Source organism: Pseudomonas sp. ABFPK (genome assembly GCF_001586765.1).
In the GTDB taxonomy this organism is placed as follows: domain Bacteria; phylum Pseudomonadota; class Gammaproteobacteria; order Pseudomonadales; family Pseudomonadaceae; genus Aquipseudomonas; species Aquipseudomonas asiatica.
Map to the genome: position 1 here is coordinate 27,216 of NZ_LQXW01000017.1, position 14,688 is coordinate 41,903.

Genomic DNA, 14,688 nt, shown 5'->3' on the forward strand with positions numbered 1-14,688 from the left:
AGAGACACATCCACGGTAGACCGAAAACGCACTTTTCTGTAAGCTACAGCTTTAGTGTGTCCACTAAAAGCGCGCAGCGAATTGAATTCAGCACATGAAAGCGGGGTGACGTGTCCATACGTCACTCCGCTTTTTTGCAACCTGCGATCGCCCTTTCATGCTTGATTTACGGGAGGTCTTCTTGACAAAGCCAGCCATACTCGCCCTTGCCGACGGCAGTATTTTCCGCGGTGAAGCTATCGGTGCCGACGGTCAGACCGTTGGTGAGGTGGTATTCAACACCGCTATGACCGGCTACCAGGAAATCCTTACAGACCCTTCCTATGCGCAGCAAATCGTTACCCTGACCTACCCGCACATCGGCAATACCGGTACTACCCCGGAAGACGCCGAGTCGAACCGCGTCTGGTCCGCTGGCCTGGTCATTCGTGACCTGCCGCTGCTGGCCAGCAACTGGCGTAACACCCAGTCGCTGCCTGAGTACCTCAAGGCCAACAACGTCGTCGCCATCGCCGGCATCGACACCCGTCGCCTGACCCGAATCCTGCGTGAAAAGGGCGCTCAGAACGGTTGCATCCTCGCCGGTGACAACATCAGCGAAGAAGCCGCCATCGCCGCTGCCCGCGCCTTCCCGGGCCTGAAGGGCATGGACCTGGCCAAGGTCGTTTCCACCAAGGAACGCTACGAGTGGCGCTCCAGCGTGTGGGAACTGAAGACCGACAGCCATCCGACCATCGAAGCCGCTGACCTGCCTTACCACGTGGTCGCCTTCGACTACGGCGTCAAGCTGAACATCCTGCGCATGCTGGTTGCCCGTGGCTGCCGCGTGACCGTGGTGCCGGCCCAGACTCCGGCCAGCGAAGTGCTGGCACTCAACCCGGACGGCGTTTTCCTGTCCAACGGCCCTGGTGACCCCGAGCCTTGCGACTACGCCATCCAGGCGATCAAGGAAATCCTCGAGACCGAGATCCCGGTATTCGGTATCTGCCTGGGCCACCAGCTGCTGGCCCTGGCTTCTGGCGCCAAGACCGTGAAAATGGGCCATGGCCACCACGGTGCCAACCACCCGGTCCAGGATCTGGACACCGGTGTGGTCATGATCACCAGCCAGAACCACGGCTTTGCCGTTGACGAGGCCACCCTGCCGGGTAACGTCCGCGCCATCCACAAGTCGCTGTTCGACGGCACCCTGCAGGGTATCGAGCGTACCGACAAGAGCGCGTTCAGCTTCCAGGGCCACCCTGAAGCGAGCCCAGGCCCGACCGACGTCGCGCCACTGTTCGATCGTTTCATCGATGCCATGGCCAAGCGCCGCTGAGCATCCTGCTTCAAGGCCCCGGGCCGGCTTGCGCCGCGCCCGGAAGCGCCTGACCCAGATTGTTCAAAGCGGCTTGCCGACTGACTCCGGATTTGAGTGACAACCATGCCAAAACGTACAGACATCAAAAGCATCCTGATTCTCGGCGCTGGCCCGATCGTGATCGGCCAGGCCTGCGAATTCGACTACTCCGGCGCCCAGGCCTGTAAAGCCCTGCGCGAGGAAGGTTTCCGCGTCATCCTGGTGAACTCCAACCCAGCCACCATCATGACCGACCCGGCCATGGCCGACGCCACCTACATCGAGCCGATCAAGTGGCAGTCGGTGGCCAAGATCATCGAGAAAGAGCGCCCGGACGCACTGCTGCCGACCATGGGTGGCCAGACTGCACTGAACTGCGCCCTGGACCTGGAGCGCCACGGCGTTCTGGAAAAGTTCGGCGTGGAAATGATCGGTGCCAATGCCGACACCATCGACAAGGCCGAAGACCGCTCGCGCTTCGACAAGGCCATGAAAGACATCGGCCTGGAGTGCCCGCGCTCCGGTATCGCCCACAGCATGGAAGAAGCCAACGCCGTCCTCGAGCGCCTGGGCTTCCCGTGCATCATCCGTCCGTCGTTCACCATGGGCGGCACCGGTGGCGGTATCGCCTACAACCGTGAAGAATTCGAAGAAATCTGCGCCCGTGGCCTGGACCTGTCGCCGACCAAGGAACTGCTGATCGACGAATCGCTGATCGGCTGGAAGGAATACGAGATGGAGGTTGTCCGCGACAAGAAGGACAACTGCATCATCGTCTGCTCGATCGAGAACTTCGACCCGATGGGCGTGCACACCGGTGACTCGATCACTGTCGCCCCGGCACAGACCCTGACCGACAAGGAATACCAGATCATGCGCAACGCCTCCCTGGCGGTGCTGCGTGAAATCGGTGTTGAAACCGGCGGTTCCAACGTTCAGTTCGGTATCTGCCCGAACACAGGCCGCATGGTCGTGATCGAGATGAACCCGCGCGTTTCACGTTCCTCGGCGCTGGCCTCCAAGGCCACCGGCTTCCCGATCGCCAAGATCGCTGCCAAGCTGGCTGTCGGCTACACCCTCGACGAACTGCAGAACGACATCACCGGCGGCCGCACCCCGGCGTCCTTCGAGCCGTCGATCGACTACGTCGTCACCAAGCTGCCGCGTTTCGCCTTCGAGAAATTCCCGAAAGCCGACGCCCGCCTGACCACCCAGATGAAGTCCGTGGGTGAAGTCATGGCCATCGGTCGTACCTTCCAGGAGTCTCTGCAGAAAGCCCTGCGCGGCCTGGAAGTCGGCGCCTGCGGCCTCGACCCGAAAATCGACCTGGCCAACCCTGAAGCCAGCAGCATCCTCAAGCGCGAGCTGACCGTACCGGGCGCCGAGCGTATCTGGTACGTGGCCGACGCCATGCGTGCCGGCATGACCTGCGAGCAGATCTTCGACCTGACCGGCATCGACATGTGGTTCCTGGTGCAGATGGAAGACCTGATCAAGGAAGAAGAGAAGGTCAAGACCCTGGCCCTGTCGTCGATCGACAAGGACTACATGCTGCGCCTCAAGCGCAAGGGCTTCTCTGACCAGCGCTTGGCCAAGCTGTTGGGTATTACCGACAAGAACCTGCGCCGTCACCGCCACAAGCTGGAAGTGTTCCCGGTGTACAAGCGCGTCGACACCTGCGCTGCCGAATTCGCTACCGACACCGCCTACCTGTACTCCACCTATGAGGAAGAGTGCGAGGCCAACCCGTCGACCCGCGACAAGATCATGATCCTGGGTGGCGGCCCTAACCGTATCGGCCAGGGTATCGAGTTCGACTACTGCTGCGTACACGCCGCACTGGCGCTGCGTGAAGACGGTTACGAGACCATCATGGTCAACTGCAACCCGGAAACCGTCTCCACCGACTACGACACTTCCGACCGCCTGTACTTCGAGCCGCTGACCCTGGAAGACGTGCTGGAAGTGTGCCGCGTCGAGAAGCCGAAAGGCGTGATCGTCCACTACGGTGGCCAGACCCCGCTGAAACTGGCCCGCGCCCTGGAAGAAGCTGGCGTACCGATCATCGGTACCAGCCCGGATGCCATCGACCGCGCTGAAGACCGCGAGCGCTTCCAGCAGATGGTTCAGCGCCTGAACCTGCTGCAGCCGCCAAACGCCACCGTGCGCAGCGAAGAAGAAGCCATCAGCGCTGCTGGTGGCATCGGCTATCCGCTGGTAGTGCGCCCGTCCTACGTACTGGGCGGCCGTGCCATGGAAATCGTCTACGAGCTGGACGAGCTCAAGCGCTACCTGCGCGAAGCTGTGCAGGTGTCCAACGACAGCCCGGTACTGCTCGACCACTTCCTCAACTGCGCCATCGAGATGGACGTGGATGCGGTGTGCGACGGCACCGATGTGGTGATCGGCGCCATCATGCAGCACATCGAGCAGGCCGGCGTTCACTCCGGCGACTCGGCATGCTCCCTGCCACCGTACTCGCTGAGCAAGGAAGTGCAGGACGAAGTCCGCGTACAGGTCAAGAAAATGGCCCTGGAGCTGGGCGTGGTCGGCCTGATGAACGTGCAGCTGGCCCTGCAGGGCGACAAGATCTACGTGATCGAAGTCAACCCGCGCGCTTCGCGTACCGTGCCGTTCGTCTCCAAGTGCATCGGCACCTCCCTGGCGATGATCGCGGCCCGCGTCATGGCCGGCAAAACCCTGAAAGAGCTGGGCTTCACCCAGGAAATCATCCCGAACTTCTACAGCGTCAAGGAAGCCGTCTTCCCGTTCGCCAAGTTCCCGGGGGTTGACCCGATCCTCGGCCCTGAGATGAAATCGACCGGTGAAGTCATGGGTGTCGGTGACAGCTTCGGTGAAGCCTTCGCCAAGGCCCAGATGGGTGCCAGCGAAGTACTGCCGACCGGCGGTACCGCATTCATCAGCGTGCGCGACGACGACAAGCCGCAAGTGGCTGGCGTTGCCCGCGACCTGATCGCCCTGGGCTTCGAAGTGGTTGCAACTGCCGGTACTGCCAAGGTTATCGAAGCGGCTGGCCTGAAAGTGCGCCGTGTGAACAAGGTGACCGAAGGTCGCCCGCACGTGGTCGACATGATCAAGAACGACGAAGTGTCGCTGATCATCAACACCACCGAAGGCCGTCAGTCGATCGCCGATTCCTACTCGATTCGTCGCAATGCGCTGCAGCACAAGATTTACTGCACCACCACCATTGCGGCCGGTGAAGCCATCTGCGAGGCGCTGAAATTTGGTCCGGAAAAGACCGTTCGCCGCCTGCAGGATCTGCATGCAGGACTGAAAGCATGAGCATTACCAAATACCCGATGACCGTCCAGGGCGCTCGCGCCCTGGAAGAGGAGCTGCTCTTCCTGAGCAAGACCGAGCGCCCGCGCCTGAGCCAGGCCATTGGTGAAGCGCGCGAACTGGGTGACCTGAAGGAAAATGCCGAATACCACGCTGCTCGTGAAGAGCAGGGCATGGTCGAGGCGCGTATCCGCGATATCGAAGGTCGTCTGCAGAACTCGGTGGTGATCGATGTGACTACCATTGCCCACACCGGCAAGGTCATCTTCGGCACCACCGTGGACTTGGAAAACACCGAAACCGGTGACCAGGTGACCTACCAGATCGTTGGCGAGGATGAGGCCGACGTGAAGAAGGGCAAACTGTCGAACAGTGCGCCGATCGCCCGCGCCATCATTGGCAAGGAAGAAGGGGATACCGTTGTCGTCAAGACGCCGAACGGTACGGTCGAGTACGAGATTGTCGAAGTCAAGCACATCTGACCGGCGCCTGCGGGCGCCATCCCTCGAGGGGATCCTCTGGCAACTGGCCCAGGTTTTCTGGGTCGGCGGCTTGTGGGTGTTTCACGTGGGGTTGGTGCCCGCGCTCAAGGTCAGTGGCCTGGCGCCGCTGCTGGTGCAGGATGTCGCCGGGCAGATCGACCGCTGGTTGATCGGCGTGGCGCTGCTTGGCTTGTTGACCCAGCTGGCGGTGCTGGCAAGGGTGGACGGCCTGTCGGCCTGGTGGCGGCAGTTCCGCGGCCAGATGCTGCTGCTCGGCTTCGGTGCCTGCGTGGGGTATTACACCTTGCGCTACGGTATTTCCGTTGGCGAGCGTTGGCAGCTGCTCTGTTTCCTGGTGCTGGGCTTTTCCGGCATCGTGCTGGTGGCCCAGCCGGTTCCGGTCAAAGTGCGCCGCTAAGCGGCTCGAGATCGCTGGAGCCGCTTAGCGGCCCATCGCCGGCAAGCCGGCGCCCACACCGACCGCATCGAATTCAGGCCATGCGCCGTACCTGTGGGAGCTGGCTTGCCGGCGATGGGCTGCGCAGCAGCCCCTTTGCCGTTACTTGTAACGGTGGATATTGGACAGTTGCTTGTTCGGCTGTGGGTTCTTGCGGTAGATCAGCGCTTTCTTGCCGATGGTCTGCACCAGTTCGGCACGACCGGCCTTGCACAGTTCGGCAATGGTCTCGGCGCGCTCTTCGCGGTCTTCCGAGCGAATTTCGACCTTGATCAGCTCATGGTCGACCAAGGCGCGCTCCAGTTCGGCGATGACGCCTTCATTCAAACCGTTGCCAGCGACGATCAGGACCGGCTTCAGGTCATGACCAATGGACTTGTATTGCTTCTTCTGCTCGTTATTGAGCGGCATAATCTGACCCTTTCCGTCTGATTCTGTAAAATTGACCGGCATTTTACCCGAGGGCCACCGGCTCCGCCCAGTCAATCACGACGCATATCATCGAGGTGCCCCGTGGTACAACGTTCCAAAAGCAGCGCAAACTGGCTGCGAGAGCATTTCAACGATCCTTTTGTGAAACAGGCACAAAAGGACGGCTACCGCTCGCGTGCGAGCTACAAACTGCTGGAGATCCAGGAAAAGGACCGGCTGATCCGCCCGGGTATGAGCGTGATCGATCTCGGCGCTGCTCCTGGTGGCTGGTCGCAGGTGACCAGTCGTCTGATTGGTGGCCAGGGCCGCCTGATCGCGTCCGACATCCTGGAGATGGACTCGATCCCCGATGTGACCTTCATCCAGGGCGATTTCACCCAGGATGAAGTGCTGCAGCGCATTCTCGAGGCCGTCGGCGATTCGCACGTAGACCTTGTGATTTCAGACATGGCCCCCAATATGAGTGGTACGCCTGCGGTGGACATGCCGCGTGCCATGTTCCTCTGCGAGCTGGCCCTCGATCTGGCAACCCGCGTGCTAAAGCCCGGCGGCGATTTCCTGATCAAGATTTTCCAGGGCGAAGGTTTTGACGTGTACCTCAAGGACGTGCGCAGCAAGTTCGACAAGGTACAGATGCGCAAGCCGTCGTCGTCGCGTGACCGTTCCCGCGAGCAGTACCTGCTGGCCAGGGGTTTCAAAGGGGCATGAAAGGCGTGAAGCGTGGTGGCCGATAGTTATTTCCAATCGGCCGCCGCGTCAGGATCGTCCGAACTTCGTGTAGTCTAGCTTTCACAAAGGGTTACAGACGGTGCCTGCGGCTGCGTAGGTAATGTAGTAAGTTAGGGCGATGAATATCATGCGAGGAACGGCTGCGTCGTGCGCCGACCTCAGAGGGTAGCGAATTGAACGACATGGCAAAGAATCTGATCCTGTGGTTGATCATCGCAGCTGTCCTGGTGACAGTGATGAACAACTTCTCCAGCCCTAACGAGCCGCAGACCCTCAACTATTCCGACTTCATCCAGCAGGTCAAGGATGGCAAGGTCGAGCGTGTGACCGTCGACGGCTACATCATCACCGGCAAGCGCGCCGATGGCGACAATTTCAAGACCGTGCGTCCGGCCATTACCGACAACGGCCTGATTGGCGACCTGGTCGACAATCACGTCATCATCGAAGGCAAGCAGCCTGAGCAGCAGAGCATCTGGACACAACTGCTGGTAGCGAGCTTCCCGATCCTGGTGATCATCGCCGTGTTCATGTTCTTCATGCGCCAGATGCAGGGCGGAGCGGGGGGCAAGGGCGGGCCGATGAGCTTCGGCAAGAGCAAGGCGCGCCTGCTGTCCGAAGACCAGGTCAAGACCACCCTGGCCGACGTTGCAGGTTGCGACGAAGCCAAGGAAGAAGTCGGCGAGCTGGTCGAGTTCCTGCGCGACCCGGGCAAGTTCCAGCGCCTGGGCGGCCGTATCCCGCGTGGCGTGCTGATGGTCGGCCCGCCCGGTACCGGTAAGACCTTGCTAGCCAAGGCCATCGCCGGTGAGGCGAAGGTGCCTTTCTTCACCATTTCCGGTTCGGACTTCGTGGAAATGTTCGTCGGTGTCGGCGCCAGCCGTGTGCGCGACATGTTCGAACAGGCCAAGAAGCACGCCCCCTGCATCATCTTCATCGACGAGATCGACGCCGTTGGTCGCCACCGTGGCGCTGGCATGGGTGGCGGTCACGACGAACGTGAGCAAACCCTCAACCAGTTGCTGGTGGAGATGGACGGCTTCGAGATGAACGATGGCATCATCGTCATCGCCGCTACCAACCGTCCGGACGTGCTCGACCCGGCGCTGCTGCGCCCCGGCCGCTTCGACCGTCAGGTGGTGGTGGGCCTGCCGGACATTCGTGGTCGTGAACAGATCCTCAAGGTGCACATGCGCAAGGTGCCGGTCGGCGAGAACGTCAACCCGGCGGTCATTGCCCGTGGTACCCCTGGCTTCTCCGGTGCGGACCTAGCCAACCTGGTCAACGAGGCCTCGCTGTTTGCCGCGCGCGCCAACAAGCGCCTGGTCGAAATGAAAGAGTTCGAACTGGCCAAGGACAAGATCATGATGGGCGCCGAGCGCAAGACCATGGTCATGTCCGAGAAAGAAAAGCAGAACACTGCCTACCACGAGGCTGGCCACGCCATTGTCGGTCGCCTGGTGCCTGAGCACGATCCGGTCTACAAGGTTTCGATCATTCCGCGTGGCCGTGCCCTGGGCGTGACCATGTTCCTGCCGGAAGAAGACCGCTACAGCCTGTCCAAGCGCGCACTGATCAGCCAGATCTGCTCGCTGTACGGCGGCCGTATCGCCGAGGAAATGACCTTGGGCTTCGACGGCGTCACTACCGGTGCGTCCAACGACATCATGCGTGCCAGCCAGATCGCCCGCAACATGGTGACCAAGTGGGGCCTTTCCGAAAAACTCGGGCCGCTGATGTACGCCGAGGAAGAAGGCGAGGTGTTCCTGGGGCGCAGTGCTGCGAGCCAGCACGCCAGCGTTTCCGGCGAAACCGCCAAGCTGATCGACTCGGAAGTGCGCAGCATCATCGACCAATGCTACGCCACGGCCAAGCAGCTGCTCACCGACAACCGTGACAAGCTCGATGCCATGGCCGAAGCGCTGATGAAGTACGAGACCATCGACGCCGAGCAGATTGACGATATCATGGCTGGCCGTCCCCCCCGCGAACCGCGCGACTGGGATGATGACTCGGCTTCGGGCAAACCAGCTGCCCAAGGTGATCGCCCGGAATCGCCGATCGGCGGTCCAGCGGCTCAACACTAAGGGCATCTATGAGCTCAGTGCAGTACCCGACCCGGTTGCCTTGCGGCAACCGGGTTCTTGATTTGTCGCGTACCCATGTCATGGGTATTCTCAATATCACCCCTGATTCCTTCTCCGATGGCGGGCGCTTCAACCAGCGCGACGAGGCGTTGCGTCATGCCGAAGCTATGGTTGCCGCAGGCGCCACGCTGATCGACATCGGCGGCGAGTCCACGCGGCCGGGCGCGCGCGCGGTATCGGTAACCGAGGAGCTGGAGCGGGTAGCCCCCATGGTCGAGGCGATCAACAGCCGCCTCGATGTGGTCATCTCGGTCGATACCTCCACCCCAGCGGTCATGCGTGAATCGGCGCGCCTCGGTGCTGGGCTGATCAACGACGTGCGAGCCCTGGAGCGCGATGGCGCCCTGGATGCTGCTGCGGATACTGGCCTGCCGGTATGCCTCATGCACATGCGTGGCGAGCCGGGTAACATGCAGGACGACCCGCATTACGAAGATGTGACCGCCGACGTTACGCGCTACCTTGAACAGCGAATGGTCGCCTGCGCGGCGGCGGGCATCGACGCAAACAGAATCATCCTTGATCCGGGCTTCGGTTTCGCCAAGACACTGGCGCACAATCTGAGCCTGTTCAAGCACATGGAAGCGCTCTATCGCCTTGGGCGCCCGCTGCTGGTGGGTGTTTCGCGCAAGAGCATGATCGGCCTGACGCTGGAACGTCCGGTCGGCGAGCGGTTGTATGGCAGCCTTGCGCTGGCGGCGTTGGCCATGACCAAGGGGGCGAGCATCCTTCGTGTCCATGACGTGGCCGAAACCGTTGATGTGGTGCGCATGATCGCTGCGGTGCAAAACGCCGAATAAGAACATTGGAGTCCCTATGAGCAGAAAATACTTTGGTACCGACGGCATTCGTGGCCGCGTCGGCGAATACCCGATCACGCCTGACTTCATGCTGAAGCTTGGCTGGGCGGCCGGCATGGCCTTCCGCAAGCAAGGCCACTGCCGAGTGCTGGTTGGCAAGGACACGCGTATCTCCGGCTACATGTTCGAGTCCGCACTCGAAGCCGGCCTGTCCGCGGCAGGTGCCGATGTGATGCTGCTCGGGCCGATGCCTACGCCGGCCATCGCCTACCTGACGCGTACCTTCCACGCCGAAGCCGGCATCGTCATCAGCGCCTCGCACAACCCGCACGATGACAATGGCATCAAGTTCTTCTCGGGCCAAGGGACCAAGCTGCCGGACGAAGTCGAGTTGATGATCGAGGAATTGCTCGACCAGCCGATGACCGTTGTCGAGTCGGGCAAGCTGGGCAAGGTTTCGCGCATCAACGATGCAGCCGGCCGCTACATCGAGTTCTGCAAGAGCAGTGTGCCGACCAGCACCAGCTTCGACGGCCTCAAGCTGGTTGTCGATTGCGCCCACGGTGCCACCTACAAGGTCGCGCCAAGCGTTTTCCGCGAGCTGGGTGCTGAAGTGACCGTGCTGCATGCCCAGCCAGACGGCCTGAACATCAACGAAGGCTGTGGCTCGACTCACATCGAATCGCTGCAGGCTGCCGTGCTGGTCGGTCATGCCGACCTGGGCATCGCCTTCGACGGTGATGGCGACCGCGTGCTGATGGTCGACCACACCGGTGCCATCGTTGATGGTGACGAACTGCTGTTCATCATCGCCCGCGACCTGCAGGAGCGTGGCAAGCTGCAGGGCGGGGTGGTGGGCACGCTGATGAGCAACCTGGGCCTGGAGCTTGCGCTGAAGGAACTGGATATTCCGTTCGTGCGGGCGAAGGTCGGTGACCGTTACGTCATGGCAGAGCTGCTGGAGCGTGAGTGGCTGGTCGGTGGCGAAAACTCCGGGCACGTCGTGTGCTGCAACCACACCACCACCGGTGATGCGATCATCGCAGCGCTGCAGGTATTGATGGCACTCAAGCGTCGTGGCGAAACCCTGGCGCAGGCTCGTCAGGCCCTGCGCAAGTGCCCGCAGGTGCTTATCAACGTGCGCTATGGCGCCAGCAAGGTCGACCCACTGGAGCACCCGGCGGTCAAGGAAGCCAGTGCCAAGGTGACCGAGGCCTTGGCAGGCCGCGGCCGCGTGCTGCTGCGAAAATCCGGTACCGAGCCGTTGGTGCGGGTGATGGTCGAGGGCGAGGACGAAAGCCAGGTGCGTGCGCACGCAGAAGCGTTGGCCAAACTGGTCGGCGAAGTTTGTGTCTGAAGGCGCTTGCCAGCGCAGATAGGGTTGGGTACTATCTGCGCCCACTTTGACCGACGAGGTAAAGCATGCGTCGCCCTATGGTAGCTGGTAACTGGAAGATGCACGGTACCCGCGCTAGCGTCGCTGAGCTGACCGAAGGCTTGAGAAATCTGGCCTTGCCGAGCGGAGTGGAAGTCGTTGTATTTCCACCGGCCTTGTTCATCAATCAAGTGATCGATGGCCTGGCAGGTAAGGAAATTACTGTCGGCGCACAGAATTCTGCAGTACAACCCGAACAGGGTGCGCTGACCGGAGAAGTTGCTCCGGAACAGCTGGTTGAAGCAGGCTGCAAGTTGGTGTTGATTGGTCATTCGGAGCGTCGCCAGGTCATTGGTGAGACCGACGAAGTGCTCAATCGCAAGTTTGCAGCGGCCCAGGCCAAAGGTTTGAAACCAGTGCTTTGCATCGGGGAAACCCTTGAAGAGCGCGAGGCTGGCAAAACGCTCGAAGTTGTCGGGCGTCAACTAAGCAGTATCATCGAGGCATTCGGTGTTAAGGCTTTTGCCAATGCAGTAATTGCCTATGAGCCTGTATGGGCCATCGGTACCGGCCTTACGGCCACGCCACAGCAGGCCCAGGATGTGCACGCAGCCATCCGTAGCCAGTTGGCGGCAAAAGATGCTGAAGTGGCTGCGAAGGTGCAGTTGCTCTACGGCGGCAGCGTGAAGGCGGCCAATGCGGCCGAACTGTTCGGCATGCCGGATATCGATGGGGGGCTCATTGGTGGAGCTTCCCTGAACGCAGACGAATTCGGTGCAATTTGTCGCGCCGCAGGAAACTGAACAAATGCTGGAAACAGTCATCGTTGTTTTTCATCTGTTGGCAGCGCTGTCGCTTGTAGTGCTGGTTCTGTTGCAACAGGGTAAAGGTGCGGAAGCAGGTGCATCTTTCGGCGCGGGTGCTTCAAATACCGTGTTCGGGAGCCAGGGTTCTGCAACGTTTCTGAGTAAATTAACTGCTATACTCGCTGCCACTTTCTTTTTGACAGCACTTGGGTTAGGATACTTCGCGAAGCAACAAGCTCATCAGCTTAGCCAAGCAGGTCTTCCAGATCCAGCAGTGCTAGAAGTGAAAGAGCCGCAGAAACCGGCAGTTAATGATGATGTACCGGTGCTCCAGCAGCAGAAGAGCGAAACCACTCCTAACACGGGTGATGTACCTCCTCCGGCACAAGAGCAGAAGTAACGGGTTTCAAGTAGTATTGCCGAGGTGGTGGAATTGGTAGACACGCAACCTTGAGGTGGTTGTGCCCATAGGGTGTAGGGGTTCGAGTCCCCTTCTCGGTACCAATTAAAGCTTGAGAGCCCGCTTTAGCGGGCTTTCTTGCAGGTGAAGGTTCGGATTTGACCCTCAAGAGGGTTCGGTCTTATACTTTTGCCCCAGCTTTGTCGCGGGGTGGAGCAGCTTGGTAGCTCGTCGGGCTCATAACCCGAAGGTCGTTGGTTCAAATCCAGCCCCCGCAACCAGCTTCAGCGGAGCCCCTTTTCAGGGGCTTTTTGCTAACCGAACAGTTTCGGCGTCGTTGTCCAACGGCGCTTTCAGGGATGGGCGCTTCGCCCATTTTTTATTTGCACAGCATGCACGAGGGGGTTCAGGTGTCGAGCAAGCTAGAACAGTTGCAGGCCTTGTTGGCCCCGGTTGTCGAGGGTCTGGGCTATCAATGCTGGGGGATCGAATACGTTTCCCAGGGTAAGCATTCGGTACTGCGCATCTACATCGACAAGGAAGGCGGCATCCTGGTGGACGACTGCGAAGCGGTCAGCCGTCAGGCCAGCGCAATTCTCGATGTGGAAGATCCGATCAGCAGTGAATACACCCTCGAGGTGTCTTCTCCAGGCATGGATCGCCCACTGTTCACTCTGGAACAGTTTGCCTCGCATGCCGGCGAACAAGTGAAGATCAAGCTGCGCTCACCCTTCGAGGGTCGTCGTAACTTCCAGGGCCTTCTCCGCGGTGTGGAGGAACAGGATGTGGTGGTCCAGGTGGACAATCAAGAATTCCTGTTGCCGATCGACTCGATCGACAAGGCCAATATTATTCCCAGTTTTGACTGAGACGTGCCGGGCCCGGCGGACTATCCGGGCCCAATGGCTTGCGCAAGGCGAGGCGTACGATGAGCAAAGAAGTACTGCTGGTTGTTGAATCGGTATCCAACGAAAAAGGTGTACCGCCCGGCGTCATTTTCGAAGCGCTGGAAGTGGCACTGGCCACTGCAACCAAAAAACGTTTTGAAGACGAAGTCGACCTGCGTGTGGAAATCAATCGCCACACCGGTAGCTACGAGACCTTCCGTCGCTGGACCGTGGTCGACGAAGCCGATCTTGATGATCCGGCGATCGAGACCTGGTTGAGCAAGATTCACGAAACCCACCCTGAAGCCAAGGTTGGTGACGTGATCGAAGAGAAGATCGAGTCCATCGAATTCGGTCGTATTGCCGCCCAGACCGCCAAGCAGGTCATCGTGCAGAAGGTCCGTGAGGCCGAGCGTGCCCAGGTGGTCGATGCCTACCGCGAGCGCGTTGGCGAGATCATCTCCGGTACCGTCAAAAAGGTTACCCGCGACAACGTCATCGTTGACCTGGGCAACAACGCCGAGGCCCTGCTGGCCCGCGAAGACATCATTCCGCGCGAGACCTTCCGTGTTGGCGTGCGCCTGCGTGCGCTGCTCAAGGAAATTCGCACCGAGAACCGTGGCCCACAGCTGATCCTGTCGCGCACCGCGCCACAGATGCTGATCGAGCTTTTCCGCATCGAAGTGCCGGAAATTGCCGAGGGCCTCATCGAAGTCATGGCTGCATCCCGTGATCCGGGTTCGCGAGCCAAGATCGCCGTCCGCTCCAAGGACAAGCGCATCGACCCGCAAGGCGCCTGCATCGGCATGCGTGGTTCGCGCGTCCAGGCCGTATCCGGGGAGTTGGGTGGTGAGCGTGTGGATATCGTCCTGTGGGACGATAACCCGGCGCAGTTCGTCATCAACGCCATGTCGCCGGCTGAAGTCGCGGCGATCATCGTTGATGAAGATGCCCATGCCATGGACATCGCCGTTGCCGAGGACAACCTGGCCCAGGCCATTGGTCGTGGCGGTCAGAACGTTCGCCTGGCCAGTCAGCTGACCGGCTGGACCCTGAACGTGATGACCGAAAAGGACATCCAGGCCAAGCAGCAGGCCGAAACCGGTGACATCCTGCGCAATTTCATCGATGAACTGGAAGTCGACGAGGAGCTGGCCCAAGTGCTGGTCGACGAAGGCTTCACCAGCCTCGAAGAAATTGCCTACGTACCGTTGGAAGAAATGCTCAACATCGATGGCTTTGACGAAGATATCGTCAACGAGCTCCGCGCTCGAGCCAAGGACCGTTTGTTGACCAAGGCCATCGCTACCGAAGAAAAACTGGCAGACGCCCATCCGGCTGACGACCTGCTCTCCCTCGAGGGTATGGACAAGGACCTGGCGGCGGAACTGGCGGTGCGCGGCGTGGTTAACCGCGAAGACCTGGCCGAGCAGTCGATCGACGATCTGCTCGACATCGACGGCATCGACGAAGAGCGTGCCGGCAAGTTGATCATGGCCGCCCGAGCCCACTGGTTCGAGTAATTAGGCGC

Annotated in this window: 13 protein-coding genes and 2 tRNA genes; 14 read left to right on the forward strand and 1 reads right to left on the reverse strand. The window is 60.5% G+C overall.

The features are described 5' to 3' along the window. The first annotated feature begins 181 nt into the window (after positions 1-181). The 4 genes from carA to WM94_RS13250 all read left to right on the forward strand — a co-directional run bounded on the left by carA (position 182) and on the right by WM94_RS13250 (position 5,542). Positions 182-1,318: a glutamine-hydrolyzing carbamoyl-phosphate synthase small subunit gene (gene carA, locus WM94_RS13235; protein WP_013974294.1), complete on the forward strand. Its 1,137-nt coding sequence runs from the start codon at positions 182-184 to the stop codon at positions 1,316-1,318. 105 nt (positions 1,319-1,423) lie between these two features. Beyond that, entirely contained in the window at positions 1,424-4,645 is a 3,222-nt protein-coding gene (carB, locus tag WM94_RS13240) for a carbamoyl-phosphate synthase large subunit (protein WP_061551379.1), read from the forward strand. Next, complete coding sequence (greA, locus tag WM94_RS13245) at positions 4,642-5,124, forward strand: transcription elongation factor GreA (protein ID WP_003258067.1); 483 nt, start codon at positions 4,642-4,644, stop codon at positions 5,122-5,124. Before carB ends, greA begins: the two co-directional genes overlap by 4 nt. Continuing rightward, positions 5,102-5,542 (forward strand): hypothetical protein, encoded by a 441-nt coding sequence (locus WM94_RS13250; RefSeq protein ID WP_052261053.1) that lies wholly within the window; start codon positions 5,102-5,104, stop codon positions 5,540-5,542. Before greA ends, WM94_RS13250 begins: the two co-directional genes overlap by 23 nt. Positions 5,543-5,683: 141 nt before the next feature. Here the strand turns inward: WM94_RS13250 and yhbY are convergent, their stop codons facing one another. Then, a complete protein-coding gene (gene yhbY / locus WM94_RS13255) occupies positions 5,684-5,992 on the reverse strand; it encodes a ribosome assembly RNA-binding protein YhbY (RefSeq protein ID WP_003249945.1) in 309 nt (102 codons plus the stop codon). A gap of 102 nt (positions 5,993-6,094) precedes the next feature. On the opposite strand from yhbY, the gene rlmE reads away from it, so the two are divergent. The 10 genes from rlmE to nusA all read left to right on the forward strand — a co-directional run bounded on the left by rlmE (position 6,095) and on the right by nusA (position 14,680). After that, the gene (rlmE, locus tag WM94_RS13260) at positions 6,095-6,721 is read left to right on the forward strand and encodes a 23S rRNA (uridine(2552)-2'-O)-methyltransferase RlmE (protein WP_024087766.1); all 627 of its coding nucleotides are present in this window, start codon (positions 6,095-6,097) and stop codon (positions 6,719-6,721) included. A gap of 203 nt (positions 6,722-6,924) precedes the next feature. Further along, positions 6,925-8,829, forward strand: a complete 1,905-nt coding sequence (ftsH, locus tag WM94_RS13265) for an ATP-dependent zinc metalloprotease FtsH (RefSeq protein WP_061551380.1) — start codon at positions 6,925-6,927, stop codon at positions 8,827-8,829. Positions 8,830-8,837: 8 nt separating this feature from the next. Next, positions 8,838-9,689, forward strand: coding sequence for a dihydropteroate synthase (folP, locus tag WM94_RS13270; protein WP_024087765.1), 852 nt, complete (start codon positions 8,838-8,840; stop codon positions 9,687-9,689). A gap of 16 nt (positions 9,690-9,705) precedes the next feature. Continuing rightward, positions 9,706-11,046: a phosphoglucosamine mutase gene (gene glmM, locus WM94_RS13275; protein ID WP_061551381.1), complete on the forward strand. Its 1,341-nt coding sequence runs from the start codon at positions 9,706-9,708 to the stop codon at positions 11,044-11,046. A 65-nt stretch (positions 11,047-11,111) separates the two neighbouring features. After that, complete coding sequence (gene tpiA / locus WM94_RS13280) at positions 11,112-11,867, forward strand: triose-phosphate isomerase (RefSeq protein WP_015271858.1); 756 nt, start codon at positions 11,112-11,114, stop codon at positions 11,865-11,867. Between the two features lie 4 nt (positions 11,868-11,871). Further along, the gene (secG, locus tag WM94_RS13285) at positions 11,872-12,270 is read left to right on the forward strand and encodes a preprotein translocase subunit SecG (protein ID WP_015271857.1); all 399 of its coding nucleotides are present in this window, start codon (positions 11,872-11,874) and stop codon (positions 12,268-12,270) included. Between the two features lie 18 nt (positions 12,271-12,288). Beyond that, positions 12,289-12,374, forward strand: a tRNA-Leu gene (locus WM94_RS13290). A 100-nt stretch (positions 12,375-12,474) separates the two neighbouring features. After that, positions 12,475-12,551, forward strand: a tRNA-Met gene (locus tag WM94_RS13295). Positions 12,552-12,680: 129 nt separating this feature from the next. Next, positions 12,681-13,139, forward strand: a complete 459-nt coding sequence (gene rimP, locus WM94_RS13300) for a ribosome maturation factor RimP (RefSeq protein ID WP_003249960.1) — start codon at positions 12,681-12,683, stop codon at positions 13,137-13,139. A gap of 59 nt (positions 13,140-13,198) precedes the next feature. Continuing rightward, complete coding sequence (gene nusA, locus WM94_RS13305; protein WP_003258062.1) at positions 13,199-14,680, forward strand: transcription termination factor NusA; 1,482 nt, start codon at positions 13,199-13,201, stop codon at positions 14,678-14,680. The last annotated feature ends 8 nt before the right edge of the window (positions 14,681-14,688 follow it).

What these genes read in the sequence shown, in the direction of transcription:
- carB (WP_061551379.1), top strand. Translation starts at nt 1,424, where the DNA reads ATGCCAAAACGTACAGACATCAAAAGCATCCTGATTCTCGGCGCTGGC.
- greA (WP_003258067.1), top strand. Translation starts at nt 4,642, where the DNA reads ATGAGCATTACCAAATACCCGATGACCGTCCAGGGCGCTCGCGCCCTG.
- yhbY (WP_003249945.1), bottom strand. Translation starts at nt 5,992, where the DNA reads ATGCCGCTCAATAACGAGCAGAAGAAGCAATACAAGTCCATTGGTCAT.
- ftsH (WP_061551380.1), top strand. Translation starts at nt 6,925, where the DNA reads ATGGCAAAGAATCTGATCCTGTGGTTGATCATCGCAGCTGTCCTGGTG.
- folP (WP_024087765.1), top strand. Translation starts at nt 8,838, where the DNA reads ATGAGCTCAGTGCAGTACCCGACCCGGTTGCCTTGCGGCAACCGGGTT.
- glmM (WP_061551381.1), top strand. Translation starts at nt 9,706, where the DNA reads ATGAGCAGAAAATACTTTGGTACCGACGGCATTCGTGGCCGCGTCGGC.
- tpiA (WP_015271858.1), top strand. Translation starts at nt 11,112, where the DNA reads ATGCGTCGCCCTATGGTAGCTGGTAACTGGAAGATGCACGGTACCCGC.
- secG (WP_015271857.1), top strand. Translation starts at nt 11,872, where the DNA reads ATGCTGGAAACAGTCATCGTTGTTTTTCATCTGTTGGCAGCGCTGTCG.
- nusA (WP_003258062.1), top strand. Translation starts at nt 13,199, where the DNA reads ATGAGCAAAGAAGTACTGCTGGTTGTTGAATCGGTATCCAACGAAAAA.